Consider the following 1,175-nt stretch of genomic DNA (forward strand, 5'->3'; position numbering starts at 1 on the left):
GCTTTTCTTGGAAGCATAGAATCAAGCACTTCGGTTCCGTGGAACCTTCCCCATCACGCCTCAGGATATGTTAGAGTGGATTTGCCTCCTCTAACTCCCTAAACGCTTAGACTAGCATCCAATAGCTAGCACGCTCTATCTTTCTCCGTCACACCATCGATAATAACGATTGTAGTGGTATCGGAATATCAACCGATTGTCCATCACCTACGCCTTTCGGCCTCGGCTTAGGTCCCGACTAACCCACAGCGGACGAGCCTTCCTGTGGAAACCTTAGGTATTCGGCCTGTAGGATTCTCACCTACATCTCGCTACTAATGCCAACATTCTCACTTGTAATCAGTCCACCGCTCCTTACGGTACGACTTCAGCCCGATTACAACGCTCCTCTACCGCTCACACTAAGTGTGAACCCGTAGCTTCGGTGGTAAGTTTAGCCCCGTTACATTTTCGGCGCAGGATCTCTCGACTAGTGAGCTATTACGCACTCTTTCAATGAATGGCTGCTTCTAAGCCAACATCCTAGTTGTCTTAGAAATCCCACATCCTTTCCCACTTAACTTACACTTTGGGACCTTAGCTGACGATCTGGGCTGTTTCCCTTTTGACTACGGATCTTATCATTCGCAGTCTGACTGCCGCGCTAACACTATCTGGCATTCGGAGTTTGATAAGGTTCGGTAAGCGCTATGCCCCCTAGCCCATTCAGTGCTCTACCTCCAGTAGTTACATTTCGCGACGCTAGCCCTAAAGCTATTTCGAGGAGAACCAGCTATCTCCGAGTTCGATTGGAATTTCTCCGCTATCCACAGCTCATCCCATGCTTTTTCAACAGCAACGTGGTTCGGTCCTCCACGAGGTTTTACCCTCGCTTCAACCTGGCCATGGATAGGTCACCCGGTTTCGGGTCTACAGCATGCAACTAGTCGCCCTATTAAGACTTGGTTTCCCTTCGGCTCCGGACCTTAAGTCCTTAACCTTGCTACATACCGTAACTCGTTGGCTCGTTCTACAAAAAGCACGTCATCACCCTCATAAGGGGCTTTGACCGGTTGTAGGCATACGGTTTCAGGTTCTATTTCACTCCCCTCCCGGGGTTCTTTTCACCTTTCCCTCACGGTACTGCTTCACTATCGGTCATCAGGTAGTATTTAGCCTTGGGAGGTGGTCCTCCC

Annotated in this window: 2 other annotated features. The window is 49.7% G+C overall.

The window, feature by feature from the left end:
- Nucleotides 1–271 (minus strand) — a sequence feature (23S ribosomal RNA rRNA prediction is too short).
- A gap of 48 nt (nucleotides 272–319) precedes the next feature.
- Nucleotides 320–1,049, minus strand: a sequence feature (23S ribosomal RNA rRNA prediction is too short).
- Nucleotides 1,050–1,175 lie beyond the last annotated feature (126 nt).

It is taken from the genome of Clostridium thermobutyricum (assembly GCF_000371465.1).
In the GTDB taxonomy this organism is placed as follows: Bacteria; Bacillota; Clostridia; order Clostridiales; family Clostridiaceae; genus Clostridium; species Clostridium thermobutyricum.